Source organism: Streptomyces sp. NPDC005820 (assembly GCF_040630255.1).
Classification (GTDB): domain Bacteria; phylum Actinomycetota; class Actinomycetes; order Streptomycetales; family Streptomycetaceae; genus Streptomyces.
In genome coordinates, this window is the sequence record NZ_JBEXXE010000009.1 from 74,658 (window position 1) to 95,159 (window position 20,502).

Consider the following 20,502-nt stretch of genomic DNA (forward strand, 5'->3'; position numbering starts at 1 on the left):
GGACAGCAGGCGCCCGCCGATCGCCGTCATGTCCGGCTCGCGCTCCACGAAGTACACCTGGAACCCGGCCCGGGCGGGCGGGGCGAACGACGTCGTGGTACAGAGGCGGTCGAGGCCTTGTCAGGCGGCGTCGTGCCCGGAGCGGCCGCCCCGGTGGTGTCCTTGGTCGCCGTGCCGGGCCTTGCCGTGCCCGGTGTCCTCCTGGTCGCCGCCGCTCGGGCAGCCCGGGTCGTCGTCCCCGGTGCCCTGATCGGCGCCGTCGTCCCCGGGTCTGGGCTCGGGGTCCGAGGTCTGCGGCGGCTCGGGCTGCGGGGTCTCCGGCTGCGGGATCTCGGGGGTGGGGGTGGTGGGCTGCGGGGTCTCCTTCGAGCCGTCGTCCGCGGTGCCCTCGTCGGCCGGGGGTGACGTCTGCTCCTCCTCCGGCGGGGTTCCGGTGGACGAGGGCTCGTCGGTGCTCTTCCCGCCTCCGGTCGGGCCCGGCACCCCGGTGCCGGAGGACGACGGCGCCTCGGCCGTCGAGGGCACGGTGTCCGTGCGGATGTCTCCGGCGGCGTCGGCCACCCGCACGGACGGCGACCGGTCCTCGGCGGCCTCCACCGGCACGGCGGCCTGTGCGGGAGGGTTCGCCGGTGTCTCCGCCACGGGCATCCGGCTTACCGGAGCGTCGGCGACGGGGGTGCGCTGGGCGGGTATCGGCGCGGACTCGCCCGAGCCGATGACCAGGACGAACGCGGCGGCCCCCGCCACCAGCGCGCCCGCCGCCACCGCGGCCTGCGCCTTCGAGCCGCCGACCGCCGCATGGCGCACGCCGTGCAGCAGACCGGCGCCGTGCCCGCCCGCCGCGGCCGCCGCGCCGGCGGACCCCGCGGTGAAGGCCATGAGGAACTTGCCCGTGCCGCCCAGCGCGAACAGCAGCAGCGCGGGCGCGACGATCGCGGGCAGCCGGTCGTTGGCGCGCATCAACGCGGCGAGCCGGGCGCGGCAGTCGTCGCACGCGTCCACGTGACCGAGCAGCCGTTCGCCCTGGCGCGGGGTCGCGGCACCCCGGACGTAGGCAGGCATCCGGGCCCAGTGGACCTGGCACGCCGGGTCCTCCGGGGCGCCGGTCTGGGTGCGCAGGAACGCCTGCCGCATGCCCTCCCGGGCGCGGTGCAGCAGGACGGCCGTGGCCCCCTCCTTGGTGCCGAGCTGCGGTCCGATCGCGGCCAGCGGCTGTCCCTCCGCCTCGGCCAGCCACAGCGCCTTGACCCAGCGCTCGGGCAGCTGGCCCAGCACCCGCACCACCAGATCGACCTGGGACACCTGCTCGGCCGGGTCGCCCTCGTGCCCGCCCGGCTCGGCCCGCTCGGCCCGCTCGTCGGCCTGAGGGTCCCGGGGCGTCTCGCGTACCGCGGTCCCGGAGGCGATCGCGAGGTGCCGCACCGTCGTCCGCAGGTACGCCGGCACGTTCTCGATCTCGTGTCCCTCGGCCAGCCGTCGCCACACCCGGAAGTGCGCCTCGGCGACGAGGTCCTCGGCGGTCCAGGCGTTCCTGGTGAGCGAGCGCGCGTACGCGACGAGCCGCGGTTGCTGTTCCTCGTAGATCCGGGCGTACGCGGCGGTCGAGGAGGCTTGCGCGGGAACGGCAGAGGACCTGTCGGTCATGGAGGAACGCTCCAGTTGCCTGCGGGGGCCGAAGGGTTTGTCAGCCTAGATGACAAAACTTTCAATGAAAGTTGCGATGGTTGCGTGATGTGGCGCACATCACGCCCGCACATCAGGCCCGCCCATGTGCTTCCTGTGAGTGACGGGACAGCGCGTCGATGACCACCGCCGCGAACAGCACCCCACCGGTGATTATGAACTGCACCGCCGGGGGAGTGTCCGTGATCGCCATGCCCGAGGAGATCGACTGGATGACGAGCATGCCGAGCACCGCCGACCACGTCGTACCGCGCCCGCCGAACAGGCTGGTGCCGCCGATCACGGCCGCCGCGATGGCGTTCACCAGCAGGACGCCCGAGCCCGAACTCTGGCTCACCGACGTGATGCGCGAGGCGAGGAACAGCCCGCCGACCGCGGCCATCGTGCCGGAGATGGCGAACACGGCGGTCTGGACCCGGAACACGCTGAGGCTGGCGCGCCGGGCCGCTTCGATGCTGCCGCCGAGGGCGTACACCTGCCGCCCGTAGTGGGTACGGCGCAGCAGCACGTCCAGGCCGGCCACCAGGACGAGGAAGATCAGCAGGGCGAGCGGCAGCCCCTGGAAGCGGTTGAGCAGGTAGGCCACCCCGAACGCGACCACCGCCGTGGCCACGGTGCGCACCGCCACGGCCGCCGACGAGCGGTGCCGCATGCCGACGGCCCGCCGGCGCCTTCTGTCCAGGTCGGCCCCGAGGAACACCGCCCCGGTGGCCGCCGCCGCCACGCCGTAGGCGACGGCGTCCTGGGTGAAGTAGTAACTGGTCAGCTTGGAGACGAGCCCGTCCTCGTCCAGATTGACCGTGCCGCTGTCGCCGAGGACGGCGAGCATCAGGCCGTTCCAGGTGAGCAGTCCGGCGAGTGTGACCACGAACGCCGGCACCCGGGTCCGGGCGATGGAGAAGCCCTGCACGGTGCCCGTGACCGTGCCGGTGAGCACGCCGACGACGAGGGCGAGCCACTCCGGGACCCCGCTGTTCACGTTCAGCACGGCGAACACGGCCGCCGCCAGACCGCTGATCGAGCCCACGGACAGATCGAGTTCGCCGAGCAGCAGCACGAAGACGATGCCGACCGCGATCAGGCCGGTCCCCACGATGTCCACGCTGAGGTTGGACAGGTTGCGCGGGGACAGATAGTTCGGATTGAGGGACTGGAAGGTGATCCAGACGACCGCGAGCACGAGGACGACGGGCAGCGAGCCCAGCTCACCCGCCCGCACCTTGCGTTGCAGGAGCGCGAGCGTGCCGCGCAGGGCACGGACCCCGCCCTCCACGGCCCGGGAGGCGAGCCGCTCGCGCTGCGGAGGACGGGCCTCGCCGCCGGCCGCGACGGGTTCGGCCGGGGTGCCGTCCGCCACCTTGCGCATGCCTCTCACCACCCCGAATCCCGTTGGGCCGGCCGGCGGGGCACGTTCTCCGTGGCGCCGGTGATGGACGCGATGATCTGCTCCTGGGAGGCGGTGTTCACATCGAAGAAGCCGTTGTTGCGGCCGAGCCGCAGCACCGCGGCCCGGTCCGCGAGGGCCTTCACGTCCCCCATGCTGTGGCTGATCAGCAGGACGCCCAGCCCCCGGTCCCGCAGCCGGTCGATGAGGTCCAGGATCTCCGAGGTCTGCTCGAACCCGAGCGCCGCGGTCGGTTCGTCCAGCAGCAGGACGCGCGGTTCGCCGAGGAGCGAGCGGGCGATGGCGACCGTCTGCCGCTGACCGCTGGAGAGCGAGGCGACGGGCCCGCGCAGATCGGGGACCCGCCGGGTCAGCCGCTCCAGCAGCTCCTGGGTGCGGCGCTCCATCTCCATCTCGTCGAGGAACCCGTACCTGCGGATCTCCCGCCCCAGGAAGAGGTTCCCCACGACGTCGAGGTTCCCGCACAGCGCCAGGTCCTGGTAGACGGTGGCGATGCCGAGATCGCGCGCGTCGTGCGGGCGTCTGATGTGCACCGACCGGCCCTCCCACTCGATGACGCCCTTCTCGGCGGGCGCCACCCCGGAGATCACCTTCACCAGGGTGGACTTGCCGGCCCCGTTGTCCCCCAGGAGGGCGACGACCTGACCGGAGTGGATCTCCAGTTCGATGTCCGTCAGGACGTCGACCACGCCGAAGCGCTTGCACACCCCGCGCAGCGCCAGCAAGGGGGGATCGGGCACGGCAACCAACTCCTTCCCTGGCCCCGGACCGGGCCGGAGTCCGCGCGACGCGTCCCGTCAGATCAGCCCCGCCTCCTCGCAGGCGGCCCGGAGCTGGGGGGTGCAGATCTGCTGGACCGTGTGCAGGCCTTCCTTCACCACGGTGTCCTTGATGGTGTCGGCGGTCACGGACACCGGCCTGAGCAGCACGGCCGGGACCCGCTCGCCGCCGCGCGGCGTCACCTCGCTCGTCGCGCCCCGGTCCAGCGACTCCCGGCGGGCCGCGGCCACGGCCATCGCACCGCCGGCGGAGGCCTCCGGGCCGAAGGGCTTGAACACGGTCATGTACTGGTCGCCGGCCACGATCCGCCGCAGCGCGCCCAGTTCGGCGTCCTGGCCGGTGACCGGGGGCAGCGGGGCGACCTTGTTCGCCTTCAGCGCCGAGACGCTTCCGCCGGCGAGTCCGTCGTTGGCCGCGTAGACCCCGTCGATGGCCTCGGCGCCGAGCGCCGCGATGGCCGCGGACATGTTCATGTGCGCGGTCTCCGCCCGCCACTGCAGGGTGTCGTACGCCTTGCCGATCTTCACCTTGCCGCGCAGCACGGACAGCGCGCCCTGCTTGAACAGCGCGGTGTTCGGGTCGGCGGGATCGCCGTTCATCATGACGATCTGCGGTAGCGCCGTGCCCTCGCCCATCGCCTTGAGCAGGGCCCGGCCCTGGAGCCGGCCGACCTCCTTGCCGTCGAAGGAGACATACCCGGAGATCGGTCCCTGGGCGAGCCGGTCGTAGGCGATCACGGGGATGCCCGCCGCGCGGGCCTCCGAGACCGACGAGGCGAGCGACTTGCCGTCCACGGCCACCAGCACGATGGCGTCCACCCCCTTGGTGATCATCGAGTCCATCTGCTCCTGCTGGGTGGCCACCTCACCCCTGGCGTTGGCGTGCTCGACCACGCAGGTGTCGCACAGTTCCTTGATCTTCTTCTCCAGCAGCGGCCGGTCCTGCGCCTCCCAGCGCGCCGTGGTGGCGTCCGGCAGCAGCAGACCGATGCGCGGCGCGGTCCCCCCGTCGGGGTCGCTTTCGGCGCCCGCCCCGCAGGCCGCGAGGGCGACAGCCGCCGAGACCGCGGTCACGGCGGCGGCCGTGTCCCGTATGCAGGCCTTCATGAGTGGTACCTGATGTAGACGACAAGGGTGACGAACGATGGAGGATCTGACAGGTGTGTCGGGTTGGTTCGTATATGCGATTCTGGTGGGTGGGTGCCCCGTTCTCAACCTGTCGGCACCCGCGGCGGGGACGGGAGGTACGTTGCGGACATGCCTCGACCGGGCCCTGATCTTGGCCGGAGCGACACAGGCGGCGGTCTACGCGCCCGGGTCCGGGAACGAAGAGCTTCGCCTGGTGGATTCGGCGGGAGGCACCCCTTCCGAGCCGGGGCCACCGGTCCGGCTCCCCCTGCCCGGTGACTCACCCGCCGCACGCGCCTTCCTCACCGACCGCCCCCTGTGGCTGACCACGGACTCCTCGCTCGGCGCGCTGCCCCTCGACGTGGAAGGCCGGCGGCTCGGCTGTCTCGTCGTCACCGGCGCCTCGGCCGACGGCTTCGAGGCCGACCAGCGCCGCTTCCTGGAGCGTTACGCCGACGCCGTCGCCGGTCTCCTTCAGCCCGTGACCGGCCCGCCCGAGCCGTCCTCGCTGCTGGACCCCGCCATGCGCAGCCTGCGCGTAGGCTCCTTCGTCCTGGTCCCGGACACCGGTCTGATCGAGGCCGACGACACCCTGCTCGACCTGGTCGGCATCTCCGCGGACGACTTCGACGGCAAGGCCGACACCCTCCTCGCCCACGCCCTCCCGGAGGACATGCACGCCCTGATGTCGGTCCTGGAGCCGTCCCCCCAGGCCTCCGGCCGACGCGAGTTGGAGTTCCGGGTCCGCGGCCCCACGGGCGAGATGCGCTGGCTCAGCCTGATCTGCCGGGCCGAACCGGCCACCGCCGACCGCCCGGAACAGGTGGTCGGCGTGGTGACCGCCACCCCGGTGCTGCGCCGCAGCGCCGACGACGTCTCCCGGATCCAGTGGCTGACCGCCGCCCTCGACGACGCCGTGACCGTCCGTGACGTCGGCCGCGTGGTGGTCTCGGCCCTGCGCGAGCCGCTGGGCGCCGACCGGGTGGCCCTCGCCGCCCTCCAGGACGACCGGCTGATGGTCACCGTCCTCGACCCGCCGCAGCCCGCCGCCTGGCCGGACGCCTGGCGGGCCGAATGGCGCACCGAGTGGCCCGACGCGCCCGTCCGCGCCCTGCCCACCCTGCAGGCCGCCCTGAGCGACGGCCGTATGGACCTGTGGCCCGCCGGCACCGCCCTGGAACCCGGCCTCGCCGGTATCGGCCCCGGCGGACTCGCCGTGCTGCCGCTGCCCGCCAAGGGCCGGGTCGCCGGAGTGTGCCTGGTCGGCTGGGACCTCCCGCACGAGTTCGTCCCCGAGGAACGCTCCCTGCTCACCGCCACCGCGGCCCTCGTCGGCCAGGCCCTGCAGCGCGCCCACGCCCACGACGCGGAGCAGGAACTCGCCACCATGCTCCAGCGCAGCCTGCTGCCCCGCCGGCTGCCCGAACTGCCCGGCGGGGTCGCCGTCGCCCGCTATCTGCCCGCCCGACGGGGACTTCAGGTGGGCGGCGACTGGTACGACGTCATCGCCCTGTCCGAGGACCGCGTCGCCCTGGTCATCGGCGACGTCCAGGGCCACAGCGCCGGCGCCGCCACGATCATGGGCCAGATGCGCACCGCGGTCAGGGCGTACGCCATGGAGGGCCACCCGCCCGACGTCGTCGTCTCCCACGCCAACCGGCTCCTCGTCGGAATGGAGACCGACCTCTTCGCCACCTGCTGCTACGCCGAACTCGACATGGAGGAGGGCAACACCCTCTTCGTCCGCGCCGGGCACCTCGCCCCGCTGGTGCGCCACCCCGACGGCGGCACCGAGGAGATCGAGGTCGCGGGCGGGCCTCCGCTCGGCATCCTCGCCGAGGCGGAGTTCCCCATGACCTCGGTCGCCCTGGCCCCCGGCACCGTCCTCGCCCTCGTCACCGACGGCCTGGTCGAGGCCGCCGACCTGCCGCTCGACGAGGGCATGCGCCGCACCCGCACCGCGCTCGCCGCGGCCGACCCGACCGACCTCGGAGCGATGGCCGACGAACTGCTCGGCGACGCGGGCCGCCGCGAGGACGACGTGGCGCTGCTGCTCCTGCGCTACGACGGCATGGAGACCCGCCCGATCCGGGCCGGCTGGATGGTGTGGCGGCTGCCCGACGCCGTCATGCACGCCCGCCGCTTCACCGCGCGCACCCTGCGCCGGTGGAAGGTCGCGGAAGCCGGCGACACGGTCCTGCTGGTCGTCTCCGAACTCGTCACCAACGCCCTGGTGCACACCACCGGCCCGGTCCGGCTCGACCTGGTGCTGCGCGGGGACCGGGTCCGGGTCGGCGTCAGCGACGCCTCGCCCCGCGCCCCCGCCAAGCCGGTGATCGTGGACTGGGAGTCCACCGGCGGCCGGGGCCTGATGCTGGTCGAGGCGATGTCGGAGTCCTCCGGCTCGGTCCCGGTGGCCGGCGGCAAACAGGTGTGGAGCGAGATCGTCGTACCGGACGGAGACCTGGACGACGATCCCGGCGGCGAACACGGCGGCCGGCCCGGCCGTGAACCGGTCGCCGGGGCGGAAGCCGGTGGTGTGCCATGAGGCTGCGCGGCCGGCCGGTCACCGCGGCGCTCGCCGCCGTCCTCCTCGCGCTGCCCGCGGCCGGCTGCGGCGGGGACTCCGGCACCGGGTCCGACGCCTTCACCGTCGGCCTGCTCCTGCCCAGCCGGTCCGTCCCGCGCTGGGAGCACTCCGACCGGCCCCTGATCGAGGCCGAAATCAAGAGGCTCTGCCCCCGGTGCAGCTTCGAGTACGCCAACGCCGAGAACGACGCGACCCGGCAGCAGCAACAGATGATCTCCATGATCACCAAGGGGGCCGGGGTCCTGATCCTCGACGCCGCCGACACCCGTGCGCTGCGCTCCTCCATCCAGGAGGCGCGCAAGGCGGGCGTCCCCGTGGTCGCCTACGACCGGCTCGCCGAGGGCCCGGTCTCCGGCTTCGTCGGCTTCGACGCCCTCAAGGTCGGCCGGCTGCAGGGCCAGGGCCTGCTGGACGGCATGGAGAAGCGGGCCGACGGCCGGACGGTCGTGATGATGAACGGCGACCCGACCAGCCCCAACGCCGCCTGGTACCGCAGGGGCGCGCTCTCCGTCATCCAGGACCGGGTGCGGATCGCCAGGTCGTACGAGACCCAGGACTGGAGCACCCAGGCCGCCCACGCCAACATGTCCGCCGCCATCGCCGCACTCGGCCCCTACGGCATCGACGGCGTCCTGGCGGCCAACGACAACATCGCCTCGGGTGTCATCTCCGCCCTCAAGAGCGCCGGCGTGACCCGGCTGCCGCCCGTCACCGGTCAGGACGCCGACCTCGACGCCGTACGCCGTATCGTCAAGGGCGAGCAGTACATGACGGTCTACAAGCCCTTCCGCAAGGAGGCCGCCGAGGCCGCCGCCATGGCCGTCGCCCTGGGCCGCGGCGAGGACGCCCGCGACCACGCGCCGACCACGGTCGACAGCCCCACCACCCGGAACATCCCGGCCGTCCTGCTCACCCCCCGCTCGGTGACGGTCGCCGACATCGAACGGACCCTGGTCAAGGACGGCGTCTACACCGTCGAGCAGATCTGCGTCCCCCGGCTGCGCGCCGCCTGCGAGCGGGCCGGACTCACCCCGTGACGGACCCCTGGGTGCGCAGCCGCTCCGCCTGCTCCCCGGTCACCTTCTCCTCCGCGCCGCAGAACGTGCACTGCGTCAGGTACGTCGTCGAGACCGGGAACAACGGCACGAAGAACAGCGTGAACTTGGTGACCCGCTTCGTCAGCGTGTGTGCGGCCGGGTTGCCGCACCGGCCGCACACCAGCGTCAGGATCGCCAGCCGGTACAGATAGCCCTTGGTGCCGAAGATGATCACGCGGCTGTTTCCTCCCGGTCGGTGCCCGTGTGCACGGCCCAGTCTCCTGCATGCGGCAGGCGGGTTCATGCCCTGGGCCACGCGGGGGATCCCCCGGCCGCGACTGCCGCCGCCGTCCCGGGCCCGCCGCCATGTTCGTCAGGCGCCGCACACCGGCGCCCTTCGAGCTCCCTCCACTTCGTTCTCCCCCCAAGGAGAGGCCCATGCCCCGACTTCCCCGCCTGGCGGGCGCCACCGCCCTGGCCCTCGCTGTCGGCCTGCTCGCGACGGCTCCCGCGATGGGTGGCGAACCGGCGGTCTCCGACCCGCGGATCGTCGCCCACTTCGACTTCGCCCAGGGCGGGACGCCCGAGAACCTCGCCCTCGAACCCGACGGCTCCGCCGACCTCACCTTCTTCTTCGCCCGGAAGATCGTCAACGTCACCCGCGACGGCGACACGCGGACCCTCGCCACCCTGCCCGCCGTGCCGAACCCCCACACCCCCGTCGTCACAGCCGCCGTCGTCACCGGCATCGCCCGCGCCTACGACGGCACCCTCTACGTCAACTACGCCACCGGCACCCGCAAGACCGGCATCTGGCGTCTCGACCGCGACGGCGGCGCTCCGCGGCAGATCGCCGAGCTGCCCGCCGACGGCTTCCCCAACGGCCTCGCCCTCGACGAGCGCCGGGGCGTGCTGTACGCCGCCGACTCCGTGCTCGGCACCGTCTGGCGGGTCTCCCTCGAGAACGGCACCCGCACGGCCTGGGCCACGGGAGCCGAACTCGACCCGGGGACCGGTGCGAACGCCGCAGGCGTCGGCTCCAACGGGCTCAGGTTCCACCACAACGCCGTGTGGGTGTCCAACACCGACGCCGCCACCCTCCTGCGCATCCCCGTCCGCGAGGACGGCTCCGCCGGACGCATCCGCACCAGGGCGACGGGGCTCACCGGCGTCGACGACTTCGGCTTCGTCGAGCGCCACGGCGACACCGTCCTCGCCGCACTGCTGAGCAGCGACGAGGTCGTCCGGGTCCGCCCGGACGGCAGCCACGCCGTCGTCCTCACCGCCGCCGACGGACTGTCCAACCCGACCGCCGTGGCGGTACGCGGCAGAAGCGCCTACGTGACCAGCGCCGCCTACTTCACCGAGGACGACCCGAACCTCCTCCTCGCCCGGGTCCACCAGCGCGCCCGCGACTGACCCACCGGCGACCTCAGCGCTCGTACACGACCCGACCGTCGAACACCGTCATGTCCACCTCCACCTCGGTGATCTCGTGCGGGTCCAGGCTCAGCAGCGGCCGGTCCAGCACGCACAGGTCCGCGACCTTCCCGGCCTCCACCGTCCCCTTCCATTCCTCGGCGAAGTCCTGCCGGGCGGGGTGGACGGTGTACGCCCGCAGCGCGTCGACCAGGCCCACGCACTGCTCGGGACCGCTGGCGCGACCGCTCGCCTTCGACTCCCGCAGCATCATCGCGGCCACCCCCTGCCGCCAGTCGGGCCTGGTGATCGGCGCGTCCGAGCTCGCGCAGACCGCGACCCCGGCGTCCAGCGCGGACCGCACGGGCCACTGGTAGGCGGACCGCTCCCGCCCCACCACCTCGTCCATCAGGTCCGAGACGGTCCACTTGATGGCCGGGTTCATGTTGACGCCCCACCCGTGCTCGGCCAGCCGCGCCAGACTGCGGGGGCCGACGAAGTCGCCGTGGATGACGTAGTGCCGGGCGTCCGGGCGGGGCGCGTCCGCGTTCGCCGCGACGAAGGCGTCCACGACCGCGTCGATCGCCAGGTCACCGGTGACATGCACCCCCAGCTGGAAGCCCGCCCCGTGCGCGACCCGGATCATCTCCCGCAGCTCCTCGGTCCGCAGCGCGGGCGTGTCACCGTGCACGCACAGCGCGCCGTGGCCGCCACCGGCGTACGGCTCGCTCATCCACGCCGTACGGTTCGGCGGCACCCCGTCGGCGAAGATCTTCACGCCCAGCACGTTCAGCAGGCGCGGATCGGCCGCGACCGGCGTGCCCAGCTCCGCCAGGCCCTTGCGCAGGTCGTCGGCCGAGCCGCCCATCGGCGCGGGCAGCAGCAGCACGCTCACGCGCGCGTCGAGCTCGCCGTCGGCCGCCAGTCCGGCGTACGCGGTCAGGTTGTCGGTGCTCAGCCCACCGAAGAAGGTGGTGGCGCCGCCCGGCCCGAGCCCGGGCTCGGTGTAACTGGTGATGCCCCGCGAGTGCAGCTCCGCGACGACCGCCCGGATGGCCGCACGGCGCCGGTCGACCGTGGGGGAGGGCAGTGCGGCCAGCACCAGGGACTGGGCGGCCTCCCGGAGGATGCCGCTGGGCCGGCCGTCCGCGTCGCGGTCGACGACCCCGCCCGGCGGCGCCGTGCTGTCGGCGTCGATGCCGCACACCCGCAGCGCAGCGCTGTTCGCCCACACCATGTGCGAGGAGAAGTCCGTGAGGCACACCGGATGGTCCGGCGCCACGGCGTCCAGGTCCCCGCGGTGCGGGAAGCGCCGCGGATCGCTCACGCACTCCGCGAGATAGCCGGGGTCCCAGCCCAGCCCCACGATCCACTCACCGGGCCCGGCCGCGGCCACGGCCCGCTCGACCGCACGGGCGACGTCGGCGATCGACCGTACCGCCGGATGACCGACGTCCAGGGCGAACGGGGGCTTCGTCATCCCGTACGCGGCCCCGTGCAGATGGGAGTCGTTGATGCCGGGCAGGACGGTCCGCCCGCCGAGGTCGACGACCCGGGTACCGGGCCCGGCCAGGGCCCGCACCTCGGCGTCCGAGCCGACGGCCACGATGTCCCGGCCGCGCACGGCCACGGCTTCCGCGACCGTGAACACGTCGTCGAGAGTCAGGACCTGACCGCCGGTCAGGACGAGGGTGGGAGTGCTGTCGTTCACGCGAGGCCTTTCTGCGCGGTTCGGGGGAGAGGAGGCGGTCACCGGTTCGTCCGGGGACCGAGGAAGGCGAGGGCCGCGCCCGCCACCAGGGCCACGCCCTGGGCCATCTGCTGCCAGAAGGCGGGCACGTTCAACAGGGTGAGGCCGTTCTGCAGACAGCCGAGGAAGAGCACGCCGAGGAGCACCCCGAAGACCGAGCCGCTGCCGCCGCTCAGCGCGACCCCGCCGAGCAGCACCGCCGTCAGCACGGTCAGCTCGAAGCCCGCCCCGGACGTCCCCGCCACCGCGCTGTCCAGCACCGACGCCTTGATCGCCCCCGCCAGCGCCGCCGCCACACCCGTCACCACGAACAGCGCGAACGGCGCCCGGCGCACGGCGATGCCGGACAGATGGGCCGCCTCCCGGTTCACGCCGATCGCGAAGACATGCCGCCCCGCCGGAGTGACCGCCAGGAACAGCGCGCCCGCCACCAGCACCAGCGCGGCGATCACGACCGGCGCGTCCACCCCGGCGATCCGCGACCCGCCCAGCCAGGCGAACCCCGACCCGAAACCGCTGAGCGGCAGCGGGAACAGCTGCTGCGCCAGCCCGCGCACGGCGGTCAGCATGCCCAGCGTCACGATGAACGCCGACAGCCCCAGGTAGCAGCACAGCACCCCGTTCACGGCGCCCACGGCCGCGCCCACCGCCAGCGCGCCGAGCACCGCGACCACCGGCGAAGCGTGCTGCTCCCCGGCGAGCCAGCCGGCCACCAGCCCGCCCAGGGCGAGCGTGGAACCCACCGACAGATCGAGATACCCGCTGATCACCAGCAGCGCGAGCGGGACGGCCACGAGGGCGAGCGTCGCCGCGTCGGTGGCGATCCCGCGCAGATTGGCCGCGTCGAGGAAGCTGCCCGTGGTCACCTGGAAGACCAGCACCATCACGGCGAGGACGGCGAGCAGGGGATGGCGGCGTACGGCGGTGAGTCTGCCGTACGACATCGCACGCGCGGCGGTCAGGGTGGTCATGCTGCTCCTTCGTGGACGGCCGACAGCAGCGCGGCCTCGGTGAGTTCGGGTCCGCTCAGCTCGCCCACGACCCGGCCGGCCGAGACGATCAGACAGCGGTGGGCGAGCGCGACGATCTCCTCGGGGTCGTTGGACGCGAACAGCACGGCGGTGCCGCGCTCGGCGGCGAGGGTGCGCACGACGCCGTAGATCTCCTGGCGGGCGCCGATGTCCACGCCCTGGGTGGGCTCGTCGAGGAGCAGGACGTCGACCTCGCGTGCCTCGTTGATCCAGCGGCCGAGGACGAGTTTCTGCTGGTTGCCGCCGGAGAAGGAGGCGGCGGGGAGCCCTGGCGCCGGGGGGCGCAGGCCGACCGCGGCGGACAGGGCGCCGAAGATCCTGCGCTCGGCGGCGAGCCCGCGCACGCCGAACCGGGCGAGTGGGCGGATGGACGGCAGGAGCGCGTTGTCCTGGGCGCTGAGCACGGGGAAGAGTGCCTGGGCGCGTCGGTCGCCGGGGACCAGGGCGATGCGGGCGGCCAGGGCGTCGGAGGGGCAGGAGGGGCGGACGGCGCGGGTTCCGACGTGGAGGGTGCCGTCGGTCGCGGGGTGTCTGCCGTAGATCGTTTCGAGGAGGCTGGTGCGGCCGGAGCCGATCAGGCCGTAGAGGGCGACGATCTCGCCTTCGGCGACCGTGAGGTCGATCGGGCCGAAGCGGGGGCCTTGCAGTGCGTCGAGGGTGAGTCGGGTTGGGGGCGGGTGCGGGTTTCGTCGTGGCTGGTCGCGCAGTTCCCCGCGCCCCTTTTGGGTTGGGCCGGTGATCGCTGTTACCAAGTCCCGGCGGGAGTGGCCTGCCATGTGGGCGTGGTATGCGACTCTTCCATCTCTCAGTACCGTCACCTCGTCCGCCAGGCGTTCCACCTCTCCCAGGAGATGGGTGACGTAGACGATCGCCAGGCCCTGGGTGCGCAGGTCCTCCACCCGTTCGGCCAGGGCCTCGCTCTCCGTGCCGGAGAGGGCGGCCGTCGGTTCGTCCAGGACCAGGACCGAGGCGCTGCGGCTGAGGGCCTTGGCGATCTCCACCAACTGGCGCTGCCCCATGGGGAGTTCGCCCACGCGGTCGCGGGGGGAGCAGGTGGCGGCGACCCGTTCGAGCAGACCGGCGGCGACCTCCTCCTGGGCCCGGCGGTCGATCCGGCCGTACCGGGTCCACTCCTGGCCGAGGAAGATGTTCTCGGCCACGGTCAGCGAGTCGACGACGCTGAGCGTCTGGAAGATGATCGCCACCCCGGCGGCGATCGACTCGCGCGGGCTCAGCCGGGTGTGGGAGGTGCCGCCCACCTCGATGGTGCCCGCGTCCGGCGGGAAGGCCCCGCCGAGGCAGCGGATCAGGGTGGACTTGCCGGCGCCGTTGTGGCCGAGCAGCGCGTGCACCCGGCCCCCCGGGACGGTGAGGTCGACGCCGTCCAGGGCCCGGACCCCGCCGAAGGACTTGGTCAGGCCCCGGATCCGCAGATTCGGTTCGGTCATCGCCTGCGCCTAGGAGTTCTGGGCGAGCAGGGCGTCGATGCGCGCGGTGTCGCCGGGTCCGACCAGGGTGATCGGCACCTGGGCGCCGGGGTTCGCCTTTCCGGCGGCCACCGCGAGCGGCACCTCCACGACGGCGTCGGCGATGTCCTTGGGCGCGAGCGCGGCGGAGGCGCGGTAGAAGGTGCCCTGCTTGATCGCGAGGAGGGAGGGGGCGGCGCCGTCCTGTCCGCCGACGAACGTCTTCGCGTCGGTCGTCCTGCGGCCCGTCTGCTGGAGCGCCTTGAAACCGCCGTACGCCGCCGCGTCCGTGACACCGAGGACGAGGTTGAGGTCGGGGTGCTTGGCGAGGACGGCCCGGGTCTTCGACAGCCCGGTGTCCGGGTCGATGGCCTGCTCCTGGGCGACGACGTCCACGCCCGGGGCCTTCGCGGTGAACGCGTCGACCATGCCCTTGGTGCGCTCACGGCCCAACTGGATGGTGCTGTCGGTGAGGAAGGCGATCTTGCCCTTGCCGCCGAGGGTCTCGTTGGCCCACCGCGCGGCGGCTTCGCCGAGGAGCCGGCCGCCCTCCAGGAAGCTGAACTGGATGTCCGCGCTCTGGTGTTCGAGCGTTCCGCCGTACGTCACCCAGATCAGCCCCGCGTCCAGCGCGCGCTGCGCGAGCGCCTCGGTGGCCTCGAAGACCATCGGGAAGGACACGATTGCCGGGACCTTGCGGGACACCCAGGTGGTCAGATTGGCGGCCTGGGTGTCGGCGCTGCTCGCGTCGCTCGTGGTCAGCAGCGAGACGCCGTGCTTCTTGGCGGCGGCGGTCGAGAGCTTGACCAGGGTCGCGTAGAGGGGGAGCTGGGTGAAGGGGTAGTCGAGGCCGATCTGCCGCAGGTCCCGGGCGCTCGCCGCGGGCGTGCCTGCCGCCTCGGCCGTGCTCGCGCCGCCGGGGGCCGAGCAGCCCGTGGCGCCGAGCGCCCCGGTCGCGACGGCACCGGCGGACCAGGCGAGGAAGCGGCGGCGGGAAGCCGTCGGAGTGAGGGTGTACGGGGATCTGGACATGGTGGAACTCCCAGGGAAGGCGGCCCGGCACGGCGGGCGTCCGGCTGTGCCGAACAGGAAAGACCCGTCCGCCGCGCCCCGCCATCCGTAGAAATACCGACCGCCGCCGGGGCGGGTGAACGCCTTGTGGGCCTCGCCCGCCACCCCTATCGTTAGGGCTCAAATAACAATGCCCGCCATCACCTGCCTGTCATCACCTGTCCGTCGACACTTCCCCGTCATGGAACCCCCGGAGGCCCGCGTGCTCGGTCACCGGCAGATTGCCGCCGCCGCCCGCATCGGCATGCTCACCCGGGAACGGGACACCGCCGGCGCCTGCGCCGAGGCCGTGGCGGAACTGGGCCGGGCCCTGCCCTTCGACGCGGTCACCCTGCTCTGCATCGACCCCGTCTCCCGCACCCATGTCCAGGTGGCGGGCCTCGGGTACACCGCCGAGACCTCCCAGGCCCTGGCCGCAGAGTTCGTCTCGACGCCCTGGTACGGCAACGTCGTGGGCCGCGAGCTGCCGATGTCCATCTCCGAGGATGCCGACGACGCCCCCGGCCCGCGCTTCCGGCAGGGCTGGTTCTACGCCGAGCGGGTCCGGCCCACGGGCTTCCGCGACGGGCTGACCGGGGCGCTGCGGCACGACGGACGCCTGGTCGGCCTGGTGCATCTGTCCACCGAGGGACGGGACGTCTACGACATCGAGGCGCGCCGCCTGCTCGCCTCGCTGCTGCCGGCCCTGGGCGCCCTCGCCGACCCGGCCGACCTGCGCGACCTGCCCACCGGGGTGCGGGCCGGACTCCTCACCGCCGACGGGGCCGTGGATCTGCCCGGCCGGGAGCGCGCCGACGTCCTGCACGACCCGGACTTCCGGCGCCTCGCCGAGGCGTTCGAGGCGTCCGGAGGGCTGCGGCTGCGGGTGCTGTGGCCGGTCGGCACCGGCTGGTGCCGGGTCGTGCTGCGCCGCCGTACCGTCGGACCCGTGCGGGAGGCGGTGCTGGTGACCGAGATGCCCGCCGAACTGCCGTACGGCGTCAGCCCCCGCGAGCTCGAGGTGCTCACCCGGGCCGCCACGGGCCAGACCAACCAGGCGATCGCGCAGGCCCTCTATCTGTCCCCGCGCACCGTGCACAGCCACATCGAGCACCTGCTGCGCAAGACCGGCTGCGCCTCCCGCGCCGAGGCCACCGCCCTCGCGGTCCGCGACGGAGTCCTGCGCCCGGCCCCCGAGCACCTCGCCCACTTCGTCGAGCGGGTGCCGGCCGACTGAGCAGGCCCCGGCTCGGTTCCGGGCCACCAGGTCCGGCGCGATGTCGGTGAGCACGTCCTCCTGCCCGCCGACCGATCGCGCGGAACCGTTACTGGTCGGGCGCCGCCAGGCCGGCTCCGGTGTCCGGCTCGGGGTTGAACACCGGGTGGTGGCTCTCCGGCGGCGCGAGATAGGCGGCGGCCGGCACCCCGCCCGTGTCGATCACGATCTGGTCCACGGCGATCCCCGGATCGACCATGAAGATCCGCAGGACATGCTCGCCGGGCTCGGCGACCGTCACCGTGGCGGTCAGCTTCTCGACGCCCTCCTCGACATTGCGCGCCCAGGCGTCCCCCCGGTTGCCGGTGGCGATGTTCTGCCCCGTCAGCACGGTCACCGGCTGGTCGTCGAGGCCGACCGCCAGCCGCCGCGCGCCCCGCTCGTCCAGCGAGGGCAGCCGGAACACGGTGACCGGGAAAACACCCGTGCTCGTGAAGCGCACCCGGTACCGCAGCTCCGGAGCCCGCACGGCGTACTCCCCGGTGACCGCAGCCGCCGTGGACGGCACCGCCTCCACCGCGCCCGTACGACGTCCGAGACCGCGCACGGTCCGCCAGCGGGCCCCGCCCCGGGCCACCCGGCGGTCGGTGTGCGCCGCGTCGATCGAGACACAGCCGTCGGCCTCCGTGAACCCACGCGCCCTGCGCCGGGCCCGCTCCCCGGCGTTGACCACCCGCAACGGCACTTCGAACCGCCGGTCGGCACCGGTGAGGACGACCGTGGCGTCGAGGGTGCCCTCGGGAGCCTGCGACCAGTCGACCTCGACCCACAACCGGGTCTGCTCGGTGAGGGAGCCGCCGGTCGTACTCAGCTTCACCCAGGGGCGGTCGGCCTCGGCGGCCCAGGTCAGCGGCAGGAAACCGGTGTTGAAGACGTCCACGAACCGTCGGCCGCGGGTGACGGAGGAGAAGGAGAGCGGACGGTCCGTGCCGGTCTCGTTCCCCTCGCTGGCCACACCGAGGCCTGAGGTCTCCTGCCGGGGCACCCGGGTGACCGCCGGACGCCCCGGCGCCTTGGGGATCTGCGAGGGGTAGGGATTGATGTAGCCGTCCCATTTCCCGCCCGCCACCCGGGAGTTGTACCGCGCGGTGAGTGCCGCCTCCGCCGTGTGCGCGGCCTCGGCGAGATCCGCGAAGCGATGGGTCCCGGCGCCCCGGCCCTGGCGCACCGCGAGCGCGTTGCGGTCCGCCCAGTAGTACTTCAGATTCATCAAGTAGGCGCCGTGCACCGGATATTCGACCAGCTCGTAGTAGGCGTCGAGGAAGGCGTCCGGGAGTTCGGCGCCGACCGCCCGGACCCGCTCCAGCAGCCGGTCGTACGCGGCCATCCGGCGTCCTGCCTCGTCCCCGTGATGGACGACCGAGAAGACGTTCCGGTCGGTGAACTCCGGTCTGCGCTCGGCCGCCAGCCGGTAGTACTCGGTGCGGATCGTGGCCGTCTCCCGAGCGTGGCGCCGCCCGAACTGCCGTCCGTACCACTCCACCAGGAAGCCCTCGACGTCGCCGGCGCCCCAGCGGTCCACGTCCCAGGCCAGGTCCATGCAGAACGACAGCCCGGTCTCGATCGACTTGAGGTCACCGACGTTGAAGATCCACATCCGGTCCACGCCGTGCTCGTACACCCGCCGCAACTCCTGCCAGACCTTGGCGAGTTGGGTGGTGTCCAGCCACAGATAGCTGCGCGGCCGGCCCCAGTAGGAGAGGTGGTAGTAGATGCCGTTGCCGCCGGCCCGGGCGCGTTCCGTGTCGTTCGGCAGCTGGCGCATGTTGCCGTGGTTGTCGTCCGGCCAGATCAGCGTCACGTCGTCGGGGACCTCGACACCGGCGTTGTACAGGTCCAGGACCTCCTTGTACGGGATGAAGATCTGCGGCTCGGCCGCCGCGCCGACCTCCTCCGCGAGGATCCGGCGCTGGTCGGCGAGGATGTCGTTCATCACCGCGACCTTCTCCGGGATCGTCGTGGCGTTCCTCGTCTCCAGCGCGCTGTCGTGCAGCCCGCGCATCCCGATCGTCCAACTGCTCTCGTAGGCCGCGTTCTCCCGGGCCCGTGCCCTCCAGTAGTCGGAGATCACGGCGGGGTTGACCGTGTAGTCGTAGACCGGCAGGCTCCCGTCGGCGCCGCGGTGCTCCTCCGCCCAGGGCGCCCACTCGTGGACCCCGTTGCGCAGCAGCGCCTCGGGATGGCTGGAACCGACCACGATGCCGTAACGGTCGGCGAGTTCGGGGTTCTCCCGGTACTTGTTGAAGAAGTCGGAGTACGGATGCATGGCCGGCCACAGGTAGTTGGCCTTGAGGCGCAGCAGCAGCTCGAAGATCCGCCGGTAGGTCTCGGGGCCGATGTTCTTGTCCGGCTCCTGGGTGCGGTGCGACCACGTGGTCAGATTCTGCTCGTCGTTGATGAAGACGCCCCGGTAGCGGACCGACGGCTCCGACCGCACGATCGGCCCCGCGGGCACGGTCACGGTCTCCCGCTGCTCGATCGGGACGTCCGCCCACCAGTACCAGGGCGTCACACCGATGCGTTCCGAGGTGTCGTACACGCCGTAGACCGTGCCGCGCCGGTCGCTGCCCGCGATCACCAGGGCGCGGGCCACGCCGGGCGCCGGCCGGTCGACGACCTGGGTGACGGAGGCCTCCCAGCGGCCCCGCACCCGCGAGACGTCCAGCCGCCCCTGCGCCACGAGCCGGTCGATGAGCGGGCTGGCGCCGAGGGTGCCGATCAGGACGAGGGCGGTGGCGCGGTCCGGGAGGGTGTCCCGCAGTTCGGGGCGGACCCCGGTCACCCGTTCCACGTCCGCCTGCAGGTCGCCGGCGACACGGAGCACGGCCGGGTCGTCGGCCGCGTCCACGTGGAGGGCGACGGCGATCCCGTCCCGGACGAGCGCGAAGTCCGGGCGGCTCGAGGCGGCCACGGCGCGGGACGCCGGAAGCACGGCGGGGAGCAAGGGGGCGACCCCGGCGGCCGTCATGCCGCGCAGGAACGACTTACGGGTCAACGGCAGGGGATCCGGCAGGTCCTTGGGGGCGGAGTGCGGCACGAGACACTTTCCCTTCCGTGCGGTGCGGCGGACGGTGGGGTCGTGCAGGGAGTGGGCATGGGCATGCCTAGAAAGCGCTTGCCATGCGGAACCCTAGGTCAGTCGCGGAGACCCGTCCATAAGCACGCGTGGATCAGTCGTGCCGAGCGTGCGTGGATCAGTCGCCCCAAGCGTGCGTGGATCAGGCGCCCCGCAGCCGGTCGCGCTGCAGCCGCCTCGCCAGGGTGCGGCGCACCGAAGCCGAGGTGGCGGGAGGTTCGCCCTGGGCAGGCAGATCGAGTCCACGGCTGATCACGTCGTACGCGGCCCGGAATCCGGTGGGCAGCTCCGTGGCGCTCGCTCTCAGGTCGGCCTCGACGAGACGCCGCAGCGCGTCGACGGTCTGTGGGGTGAAGCGCTTCCTGCCCCGGCCGAGGGCATCGAGGTGCCGGGTGCAGTGGGCCGCACCGTCGAGGAGTTCGGAGATCTCCTCGGCCAGGCCCCACAGGCGTCCTTCGAGCCATGGGGCGTCGGGCTGGTCGAGGGTGAGCGCCGGTGGGGCCGACGGGTCCTCCCGGTGCTTCGTCATCTGCTTGGACACGGCCGGCTGGCTCATCCCGGCGAGCCGGGCGATGGTGTCCTGCGTCCAGCCGAGACCGGCGAACACCTGGATCATCTCGGCGCGCAGCGCACGCATCTCCTCGCCCGCGCGGATGACCTCGTTGATCTCGGTCAGCATGCGCTCGGCCTGCTCCTCGGTCAGCGTCCCGGGGGCGCCGACCCTGCTCTCCTCACCTGCCACAACCCGGTTATACACCCTGTTCGGCGCGTATTCGATCGCCATAACCGGGTTGTATAACCGGGTTATGGGT

General features: G+C 72.9%; 15 protein-coding genes. 4 read left to right on the plus strand and 11 right to left on the minus strand.

What is annotated here, in order from left to right:
• Positions 1-120: 120 nt before the first annotated feature.
• From ABZ464_RS13190 to ABZ464_RS13205, 4 genes are all read right to left on the minus strand, one after another.
• Positions 121-1,644 (minus strand): sigma-70 family RNA polymerase sigma factor, encoded by a 1,524-nt coding sequence (locus ABZ464_RS13190; protein ID WP_359275217.1) that lies wholly within the window; start codon positions 1,642-1,644, stop codon positions 121-123.
• Between the two features lie 112 nt (positions 1,645-1,756).
• Positions 1,757-3,049 carry a sugar ABC transporter permease gene (locus ABZ464_RS13195; protein WP_359275219.1) on the minus strand — a complete coding sequence of 431 codons (1,293 nt, stop codon included), beginning with the start codon at positions 3,047-3,049 and terminating at the stop codon, positions 1,757-1,759.
• Between the two features lie 5 nt (positions 3,050-3,054).
• The gene (locus ABZ464_RS13200; protein WP_359275222.1) at positions 3,055-3,828 is read right to left on the minus strand and encodes an ATP-binding cassette domain-containing protein; all 774 of its coding nucleotides are present in this window, start codon (positions 3,826-3,828) and stop codon (positions 3,055-3,057) included.
• Between the two features lie 57 nt (positions 3,829-3,885).
• A complete protein-coding gene (locus ABZ464_RS13205; protein ID WP_359275225.1) occupies positions 3,886-4,974 on the minus strand; it encodes a substrate-binding domain-containing protein in 1,089 nt (362 codons plus the stop codon).
• 142 nt (positions 4,975-5,116) lie between these two features.
• On the opposite strand from ABZ464_RS13205, the gene ABZ464_RS13210 reads away from it, so the two are divergent.
• A complete protein-coding gene (locus ABZ464_RS13210; protein WP_359275228.1) occupies positions 5,117-7,543 on the plus strand; it encodes a SpoIIE family protein phosphatase in 2,427 nt (808 codons plus the stop codon).
• The gene (locus tag ABZ464_RS13215; protein WP_359275231.1) at positions 7,540-8,622 is read left to right on the plus strand and encodes a substrate-binding domain-containing protein; all 1,083 of its coding nucleotides are present in this window, start codon (positions 7,540-7,542) and stop codon (positions 8,620-8,622) included. The genes ABZ464_RS13210 and ABZ464_RS13215 overlap by 4 nt, the downstream gene beginning before the upstream one ends.
• Here the strand turns inward: ABZ464_RS13215 and ABZ464_RS13220 are convergent.
• Positions 8,612-8,857 carry a zinc-ribbon domain-containing protein gene (locus tag ABZ464_RS13220; RefSeq protein WP_359275234.1) on the minus strand — a complete coding sequence of 82 codons (246 nt, stop codon included), beginning with the start codon at positions 8,855-8,857 and terminating at the stop codon, positions 8,612-8,614. The two genes, ABZ464_RS13215 and ABZ464_RS13220, sit on opposite strands and share 11 nt — an antisense overlap.
• Positions 8,858-9,060: 203 nt before the next feature.
• On the opposite strand from ABZ464_RS13220, the gene ABZ464_RS13225 reads away from it, so the two are divergent.
• Complete coding sequence (locus ABZ464_RS13225; RefSeq protein ID WP_359275237.1) at positions 9,061-10,041, plus strand: hypothetical protein; 981 nt, start codon at positions 9,061-9,063, stop codon at positions 10,039-10,041.
• Between the two features lie 13 nt (positions 10,042-10,054).
• Here the strand turns inward: ABZ464_RS13225 and ABZ464_RS13230 are convergent, their stop codons facing one another.
• From ABZ464_RS13230 to ABZ464_RS13245, 4 genes are read right to left on the minus strand one after another with little or no spacing between them, the layout of a single operon-like run.
• Positions 10,055-11,752 (minus strand): amidohydrolase, encoded by a 1,698-nt coding sequence (locus ABZ464_RS13230; RefSeq protein ID WP_359275240.1) that lies wholly within the window; start codon positions 11,750-11,752, stop codon positions 10,055-10,057.
• A gap of 38 nt (positions 11,753-11,790) precedes the next feature.
• Entirely contained in the window at positions 11,791-12,762 is a 972-nt protein-coding gene (locus tag ABZ464_RS13235; RefSeq protein ID WP_359275243.1) for an ABC transporter permease, read from the minus strand.
• A complete protein-coding gene (locus ABZ464_RS13240; RefSeq protein ID WP_359275246.1) occupies positions 12,759-14,270 on the minus strand; it encodes a sugar ABC transporter ATP-binding protein in 1,512 nt (503 codons plus the stop codon). Before ABZ464_RS13240 ends, ABZ464_RS13235 begins: the two co-directional genes overlap by 4 nt.
• Positions 14,271-14,279: 9 nt before the next feature.
• Positions 14,280-15,320, minus strand: coding sequence for a substrate-binding domain-containing protein (locus ABZ464_RS13245; protein WP_359275248.1), 1,041 nt, complete (start codon positions 15,318-15,320; stop codon positions 14,280-14,282).
• 220 nt (positions 15,321-15,540) lie between these two features.
• On the opposite strand from ABZ464_RS13245, the gene ABZ464_RS13250 reads away from it, so the two are divergent.
• Positions 15,541-16,575: a LuxR C-terminal-related transcriptional regulator gene (locus ABZ464_RS13250; protein WP_359275250.1), complete on the plus strand. Its 1,035-nt coding sequence runs from the start codon at positions 15,541-15,543 to the stop codon at positions 16,573-16,575.
• An 88-nt stretch (positions 16,576-16,663) separates the two neighbouring features.
• On the opposite strand, the gene ABZ464_RS13255 is transcribed toward ABZ464_RS13250, so the two are convergent.
• Both ABZ464_RS13255 and ABZ464_RS13260 read right to left on the minus strand, forming a co-directional pair.
• Positions 16,664-19,582 carry a glycosyl hydrolase 115 family protein gene (locus ABZ464_RS13255; protein ID WP_359275604.1) on the minus strand — a complete coding sequence of 973 codons (2,919 nt, stop codon included), beginning with the start codon at positions 19,580-19,582 and terminating at the stop codon, positions 16,664-16,666.
• Positions 19,583-19,832: 250 nt separating this feature from the next.
• The gene (locus ABZ464_RS13260; RefSeq protein WP_359275252.1) at positions 19,833-20,432 is read right to left on the minus strand and encodes a sigma-70 family RNA polymerase sigma factor; all 600 of its coding nucleotides are present in this window, start codon (positions 20,430-20,432) and stop codon (positions 19,833-19,835) included.
• Positions 20,433-20,502 lie beyond the last annotated feature (70 nt).